General features: G+C 64.5%; 6 protein-coding genes. 1 reads left to right on the forward strand and 5 read right to left on the reverse strand.

Annotation, left to right across the window (positions count from 1 at the left end):
• Position 1: 1 nt before the first annotated feature.
• Positions 2-1234, reverse strand: a complete 1233-nt coding sequence (locus NKI25_RS10150) for a 3-methyl-2-oxobutanoate dehydrogenase (2-methylpropanoyl-transferring) subunit alpha (RefSeq protein WP_023675934.1) — start codon at positions 1232-1234, stop codon at positions 2-4.
• A 430-nt stretch (positions 1235-1664) separates the two neighbouring features.
• On the opposite strand from NKI25_RS10150, the gene holA reads away from it, so the two are divergent.
• Complete coding sequence (gene holA / locus NKI25_RS10155; RefSeq protein WP_023675932.1) at positions 1665-2711, forward strand: DNA polymerase III subunit delta; 1047 nt, start codon at positions 1665-1667, stop codon at positions 2709-2711.
• A gap of 228 nt (positions 2712-2939) precedes the next feature.
• On the opposite strand, the gene NKI25_RS10160 is transcribed toward holA, so the two are convergent.
• Genes NKI25_RS10160 through mnmG form a run of 4 tightly spaced genes read right to left on the reverse strand, consistent with a single transcriptional unit; the run spans position 2940 to position 7233 of the window.
• Entirely contained in the window at positions 2940-3821 is an 882-nt protein-coding gene (locus NKI25_RS10160; RefSeq protein ID WP_352570097.1) for a ParB/RepB/Spo0J family partition protein, read from the reverse strand.
• A 50-nt stretch (positions 3822-3871) separates the two neighbouring features.
• Entirely contained in the window at positions 3872-4672 is an 801-nt protein-coding gene (locus NKI25_RS10165; protein WP_352636492.1) for a ParA family protein, read from the reverse strand.
• 33 nt (positions 4673-4705) lie between these two features.
• Positions 4706-5347 carry a 16S rRNA (guanine(527)-N(7))-methyltransferase RsmG gene (rsmG, locus tag NKI25_RS10170; protein WP_023675929.1) on the reverse strand — a complete coding sequence of 214 codons (642 nt, stop codon included), beginning with the start codon at positions 5345-5347 and terminating at the stop codon, positions 4706-4708.
• Positions 5344-7233, reverse strand: coding sequence for a tRNA uridine-5-carboxymethylaminomethyl(34) synthesis enzyme MnmG (gene mnmG / locus NKI25_RS10175; RefSeq protein ID WP_352596224.1), 1890 nt, complete (start codon positions 7231-7233; stop codon positions 5344-5346). The genes rsmG and mnmG overlap by 4 nt, the downstream gene beginning before the upstream one ends.
• Positions 7234-7462 lie beyond the last annotated feature (229 nt).

The raw sequence follows: 7462 nt of genomic DNA on the forward strand, positions 1-7462 counted from the left end.
GTCAGACCCCTGCGTGTTGGCGCTGGCGCCTGAGATGCGGCGGCATCTCGGCATAGACGCCCTCGAACATGTCGCGCGCCGAGGGCTTGCCGCCGGCATGCAGCGTGCCATGGCGCTCGGCCTCCCGCTGCGCCGAAATCACCGTGTCGAGGATTTCGGCCTCGGCCTGGGCGTGGCGTTCGTCCGACCAGACGCCGCGCTGGATGAGATGGTTCTTCAGCCTGACGATCGGGTCGCCGAGCGGCCAGGCATCGGACTCGGCCTTCGGCCGGTAGGCCGACGGGTCGTCGGAGCTCGAATGGGCGCCGACGCGGTAAGTGACGTATTCGACCAGCGTCGGCCCGAGATTGCTGCGCGCCCGTTCCGCCGCCCATTTGGCCACCGCATGGACGGCGAGATAGTCGTTGCCGTCGACGCGCAGCGACGGAATACCGAAGCCGAGCCCACGGGCGGCAAACGTGCCGGAACCGCCGCGGGCGATGCCCTGGAAGGTCGAGATCGCCCACTGGTTGTTGACGACGTTGAGCACGACCGGCGCCTTGTAGGTCGAGGCGAACACCAGCGCCGAATGGAAGTCGGACTCGGCAGTCGAGCCGTCGCCGATCCAGGCGGCGGCGATCTTCTGGTCATTGCTGATCGCCGAGGCCATCGCCCAGCCGACCGCCTGGATGTACTGCGTCGCCAGATTGCCGGAGATCGAGAAGAAGCCGTGCTCCTTCGACGAATACATGATCGGCAATTGCCGCCCTTTCAGCGGATCGGCCTCGTTCGAATAGATCTGGTTCATCATCGTGACCATCGGGTAGCCGTCGGCGATGAGCAGGCCTGCCTGCCGATAGGTCGGAAAATTCATGTCGCCCCGCGACAGCGCCTTGCGGAAGGCGCAGCTCACCGCCTCTTCGCCGAGATGCTGCATGTAGAAAGAGGTCTTGCCCTGGCGCTGCGCCATCTGCATGCGCGCATCGAAGCTGCGCAGCGTCATCATATGGCGCAGCCCCTCCAGCAGTTCCTCGTCGGAAAGCAGGCCGGCCCACGGCCCGACAGCCTCGCCGGCGCGGTTGAGCACGCGAATGATCGAGAACGCCAGATCGCGGATGTCGCGCGGGTCGACGTCGATCTTCGGGCGCGGCACCGAGCCAGCTTTTGGAATGCTCACATTGGAGAAATCCGGCGTCCCGCCCGGCCGCACTTCCGGTTCCGGAACATGGAAGCGCAGCATTCCGGCATCGGCCATGATCTCGGTCCTCCACTGTTGCCCGGCTAGGATATTTGCACACCGCCAGACCAGTGCCAATTCGTCGGGCGAGGCTTCGCTGCCGCTGGCTGCTGCCCGCGGCAGACAGGATGGAGATATGTCGGCGAAATTTCTTGTCGATCTTCCGGATCGGCGCGCAATTTGGGAGATGATTGCGCCGGGTTTCCCGCCAGATAAGGCAATGCGTCGGGTTGGTCGGCGCGAGCACCTCCTTCTCCCCTTGTGGGAGAAGGTGGCCGAGCGAAGCTCGGTCGGATGAGGGGTGTTCCAGCTTGGCATCGACAGCACTCCGGCCGGCACCCCTCAACCGTCTTGGAGCTACGCGCCAATTCACCTTCTCCCACAAGGGGGAGAAGGAAAGGAGGGCGGCGCCGTTCACCCCGCGCCCGCGTCATGCTAATCAGCGCCTATGGCACAAAAGAAAGCATACGAGGTCGATGCATGGCTCGCGAAGCCGGATCCGCGCGTCTCGATCGTGCTGCTTTACGGTCCCGATCGCGGGCTGGTTGCCGAGCGGGCAAAGGCCTTTGCCGGCAAGACCGGCCTGCCGCTTGACGATCCGTTCTCGGTCGTCAGGCTGGACGGATCGGAAGTCGATCGCGACGAGGGCCGCCTGCTCGACGAGGCCCGCACCGTGCCGATGTTTTCGGAGCGGCGCCTGCTATGGGTGCGCAATGCCGGCGCTCAGAAGGCGCTTGCCGATGACGTCAAGGCGCTGACGTCGGAGCCCGCGCGGGACGCGATCATTCTCATCGAGGCCGGCGACTTGAAGAAGGGTGTCGGCCTGCGCGCCGTGGTGGAGGCGGCGGACAATGCCATGGCATTGCCTTGCTATGCCGATGAGGCCAGGGATATCGATACGGTCATCGACGACGAACTGCGCAAGGCCGGCATGTCGATGACACTGGAGGCGCGGCAGGCGCTGCGCCGCAATCTCGGCGGCGACCGGCTGGCCTCGCGCGGCGAGATCGAAAAGCTGGTGCTTTACGCGCATGGCCAGGCCGAAATCGGCCTCGACGACGTCAAGGCGACGTCTGGCGATGTCTCGGGCCTCTCCTTCGATGCGGCGGTCGACGCCCTGCTCGAAGGCAGGATCGCCGACTTCGATACCGCCTTCACCCGCCATTGCCAGTCCGGCGGCCAGCCCTTTCTGGTACTATCATCGGCGATGCGGCAGTTGCAGGCGATCCAGGCGATGCGCGGCCAGATGGACGCCGGCGGCCGCAATGCCGCTTCGGTCGTAGCCGCGGCGCGCCCGCCGGTTTTTTTTTCGCGGCGCAAGCTGGTCGAGAAAGCCCTCGAACGGTGGAGCAGCGAAGCGCTCGGCCGCGCCCTCAACCGCCTGCAGACGGCGATCCTGCAGACACGCCGGCGGCCGGATCTGTCGGTCGCGCTGGCACGCCAGGCCCTGCTCGGCATTACCGTGGAGAGTGCCAGGCTGGCGCAGCGCACCTAATCTCCCCCCTTGAGGGGGAGATGTCGCCAAAGGCGACAGAGGGGGTCACAGCGCGTAGAACACCAGCCCCTTCCGCGAAGACAGAGGACGTGGGCGCTTGAAATTTGACGACCCCTTCTGGCCTGCCGGCCATCTCCCCCTCAAGGGGGGAGATTAACTACTTCGACGATTTCGCCAATCACCGCGCGGCAGCAAAACGTTATTTGCCGGCTAATTTTAGCAACCTACCTACTCCCGCTTCAGCCTTCGGCAAAGCTCGTCGAGCTGCTCCAGTGTCCGGTAGGCGACGCTGATTACGCCGCCGCGCTGGTTGTGCTCGATCGTGACGATCATGCCGATCGTGCTGGTCATCAGCCGCTCCAGCGCCAGCGTGTCGGCATCCTTTTGCGGCGGTGCGGCGGGCTGGCGTTTTGCCGCCGGCGCGCCGACCGGCAGCTGCGCCAAGGCCTCGGCCTGGCGCACCGAAAGCCCCTCATCGATGATCCGCTTGGCAAGTCCGGCCGGGTCGTCGGCCGTCACCAGGGTACGGGCGTGGCCGGCCGAGAGCGCGCCGTCGACCAGCATGTCGCGAATGACGTCGGGCAGCTTCAGCAGCCTCAGCGTATTGGCGACATGGCTGCGGCTCTTGCCGATCACCTGGCCGAGATCGGCTTGGGTATAGCCGTGGTCGTCGATCAGTTGCTGGTAGCCCAGCGCCTCCTCAACCGGGTTGAGGTCGGTGCGCTGGACGTTTTCGATGATCGCCAGCTCGAGCGCCGTGCGATCGTTGACGTCGCGCACGATGATCGGGATATCGGTCAGCCCGGCGCGTTGCGCCGCACGCCAACGACGCTCGCCTGCGATGATCTCGTAGCGGCCCGTTTGGGTTTTCGACGGCCGCGCCACCACCGGCTGCACCACGCCATGTTCGCGGATCGACTGGGCGAGGTCGGTCAGGTCGGCGTCGCCAAAATGCCGGCGCGGGTTTTTCGGGTTAGGGCTGAGGAACTCGATCGGCACCTTGCCGTCGGCCGCCAGGCCCGGCTTTTCCGGTGCCGCCGGGCGATCGATTTCGCCGATCAGCGCCGCCAGTCCCCGGCCCAGTCTTTTTCTCGAAGGGTCTTCGTTCATCGTCCGTCCAGATCGTTTCGGTATCGAATCGGGTTTATTGTTTACAACGGTTAAGCGGCACGCAATTTGCGCTCGCGGCGGATGACTTCCGAAGCAAGCTGCAGATAGGCCTGGCTGCCCGAGCATTTTAGGTCGTAGAGAATCGCCGGCTTGCCATAGGACGGCGCCTCGGAAACGCGGACATTGCGCGGGATGACGGTTTCATAGACCTTGTCGCCCATATGCGCCCGCACATCCTGCACCACCTGGTTGGCGAGATTGTTGCGCCCGTCGAACATGGTCAGCACGATGCCCTGGATCGTCAGGTCGGGGTTGATCGAGCGGCGCACCTGCTCGACCGTCTCCAAAAGCTGGCTCAGGCCCTCCAGCGCGAAGAACTCGCACTGCAGCGGCACCAGCACCGAATCGGCCGCAGCCATCGAATTCAGTGTCAGCAGGTTGAGCGACGGCGGGCAGTCGATCAGCACATAGCCGAAGTTGGCCGAGCGCTCGGCCGAAGCCCGCAGCGCGTTGCGCAGCCGCAGCACCCGATCCGGCGCCGAGGCGATTTCCATCTCGATGCCGAGCAGGTCGAGCGTCGACGGTACGATCGACAGGCCAGGCACCGCCGTCGGGATCGCCGCCGCTTCGAGATCCAGCTCGCCGGTCAGCACATCATAGGACGAGACGCTGCGGTCGCGCCGGTCGATGCCAAGCCCGGTGCTGGCATTGCCCTGCGGGTCGAGATCGACGATCAGCACCTGTTCGCCTATGGCCGCCAGCGCGGTGGCCAGATTGATGGCCGTCGTCGTCTTGCCGACGCCGCCCTTCTGGTTGGCGACGGTGATGATTCGGGGGCCGTTCTTCATCATGGGTCTATGCCAGAAATTCATTTGGGTCGCCGGTCACAAGCCAGGGTGCTGTCGCAAGTCGGATACTTCGAGAATGACGCCCTGCGCGTCGGTTGCACTGGCATGTTCTACCAGATCGAAAGACCATCGTTGAGCGCTTTCTGCCAATTCGGCGCGGTAATCCCGGCCTTTGTGAAACAGGCCGCGCGACCCCTTGGTCAGCCACGGTGCCGCCAGGTTGAGCAAAGCCGGCAGCGAGGCGAGTGCCCTGGCTGTGACGATTTGCGGTGCTGGAACAAGAGGATAGCTGTCGTCGATGCGGCGCGCGATAACCTTGGCGGGCAGGCTGAACTGTCCGATGACCGCTTGCAGGAACGATGCTTTTTTCCGGTTGCTTTCAACCAGGTCGATACCGGCGCCGTCCCGCTCGGCAAGCAAAAAGGCCAGCACAAGGCCCGGAAACCCACCGCCGGAGCCGAGATCGACCCAGCGCTTCGCCTCTGGTTTGATTCGCGCCAGCTGCGCGCTGTCGAGGATGTGGCGGCGCCAGACATCGTCCTGCGTCGATTGCGCGGCCAGATTGATCCGGCGGTTCCATTTCTGGAAGACGGCCTCGAACTCGACCAGGCGATCGAATGTTTCACGTGAAACCGGGCCCGCTGCCGTCTGCAGGTTTGCCCAGGACGCAGCGCTCACGCGACCTGCTTTCGCGCGGCCGCCTCGGCATTGCGGACATGGGCGACAATAATCGCCAGCGCCGCCGGCGTCATGCCTTCCATGCGTTGCGCATCGGCAATCGAGCGCGGCTGGCGTGCCAGCATCTTCTGCTTCAACTCGTTCGACAGGCCGGGAACAGAAGCAAAGTCGAGCGACTCGGGAATAAGCCTGCTCTCCTCATGCCTGATCTGCGAAACATCGGCCTGCTGGCGGTCGAGATAGACAGAATATTTGGCTTCCGTTTCAAGACGTTCGGCCGTTTTGCTGTCGATCGCCGCGAAAGCCGGCTCGACCCGCGCCAGCCAAGCGATGTCGACGCCGGGATAGGCCAGCAACTCATAGGCCGAGCGACGGACGCCGTCCCGGTTGATTTCGAGCCCATGGCGCGCTGCCTCATTGGGGGTCATGGTGGTGCCGAGGGCGAGCTGTCGCGCCTTCTCAAGGTCTTGCATACCATTGTTGAACCGCTGCATCCGCTCCGGCGAGGCAATCCCCAGCCTTATCGCCAGTGGCGTCAGCCGCTCATCGGCGTTGTCGGCTCGCAGCGAAAGCCGGAACTCGGCCCGCGAGGTGAACATGCGGTACGGCTCGGCGATGCCGCGGCTGGTCAAATCGTCGACCATCACGCCGATATAGGCTTCGGTGCGGCTCAGCACGATTTCTTCGCTCGCCGACGCCTTGCGCGCTGCATTCAAGCCGGCAAGCAGCCCTTGCGCGCCGGCCTCCTCGTAGCCGGTGGTGCCGTTGATCTGGCCGGCGAGGAAAAGGCCGGCGATCCGCCTGGTTTCCAGCGTTGGCTTGAGCTCGCGTGGATCGACATGGTCATACTCGATGGCATAGCCCGGCTGCAGCATGGTTGCCCGCTCCAGCCCCGGAATGGTCTTCAGGATGTCGAGTTGCACATCCTCGGGCAGCGAGGTCGAAATGCCGTTCGGGTACACCGTGTCGTCGTCCAGCCCTTCCGGCTCCAGAAAGATCTGGTGGCCTTCGCGGTCGCCGAACTTGACGATCTTGTCTTCGATCGACGGGCAATAACGCGGCCCGACGCCTTCGATCGACCCCGAATACATGGCCGAGCGGCCGAGATTGGCGCGAATCAGCTCGTGCGTTGCATTGGTCGTTCGGGTAATGCCGCAATGGATCTGCGGATTTTCGATGCGATCGGTCAGCAGCGAGAACGGCACGGGGTCCTCGTCCGCCGCCTGGCTCTCCAGTGACGCCCAATCGATCGTCCTGCCGTCCAGCCGCGGCGGCGTGCCGGTCTTCAGCCGCCCGAGCCTGAAGCCGGCGCGGCTCATCGTCGCCGACAGGCTGATGCTCGCCTGCTCGTTCATGCGGCCGGCGACGATCTTCTTTTCGCCGATATGGATCAGCCCGCGCAAAAAAGTGCCGGTCGTCAGCACCACGGCGCCGCAGGCGAACCTGCTCCCATCCGCCAATAGCACCGCCGCGATGCGTCCGTCGTCGATTTCCCCGTTGTTGATTTCGAAATCCAGCACCTCGCCTTCGATGACATCGAGGCCGGCCTGCTGGCGGATTGCCGCCTGCATGGCGAGGCGATAGAGTTTTCGGTCGGCCTGCGTTCGCGGACCACGCACCGCTGGCCCCTTGCGGCGGTTGAGCAGGCGGAACTGGATGCCGGCCGCATCCGCGACGCGCCCCATCAGCCCGTCCATGGCGTCGATCTCGCGAACCAGATGGCCCTTGCCGAGGCCGCCGATCGCCGGATTGCAAGACATCACGCCGATCGTGTCGAAGCGCAGCGTCACCAGCGCCGTCCTGGCGCCAGCCCGCGCAGCGGCACTGGCTGCCTCGCAACCAGCATGACCGCCGCCCACCACAACCACATCATAATGATTGGTCATTTCAGAATCCCGAATTCAAGTGGACCGACACATGTTCCTGGAGGCACGCGCTGTCAAGGACGCAGGGCGCTTCAGACGCATGACTGCCCCCGACAATGCAGACAGAGATCGCCTGGCGCCGTTTTGTCTTCCCTTCTCCCCTTGTGGGAGAAGGTGGATTGGCGCGCAGCGCCAAGACGGTTGAGGGGTGCTGGACGGAATGCAGGTGATGCCAAGCTGGAACACCCCT

Source organism: Mesorhizobium sp. M0808, from assembly GCF_040320025.1.
Classification (GTDB): domain Bacteria; phylum Pseudomonadota; class Alphaproteobacteria; order Rhizobiales; family Rhizobiaceae; genus Mesorhizobium.

Coding starts and splice junctions, on each gene's coding strand:
- NKI25_RS10150 (WP_023675934.1), bottom strand. CDS start 1,234: ATGGCCGATGCCGGAATGCTGCGCTTCCATGTTCCGGAACCGGAAGTG.
- mnmG (WP_352596224.1), bottom strand. CDS start 7,233: ATGACCAATCATTATGATGTGGTTGTGGTGGGCGGCGGTCATGCTGGT.
- NKI25_RS10165 (WP_352636492.1), bottom strand. CDS start 4,672: ATGATGAAGAACGGCCCCCGAATCATCACCGTCGCCAACCAGAAGGGC.
- holA (WP_023675932.1), top strand. CDS start 1,665: ATGGCACAAAAGAAAGCATACGAGGTCGATGCATGGCTCGCGAAGCCG.
- NKI25_RS10160 (WP_352570097.1), bottom strand. CDS start 3,821: ATGAACGAAGACCCTTCGAGAAAAAGACTGGGCCGGGGACTGGCGGCG.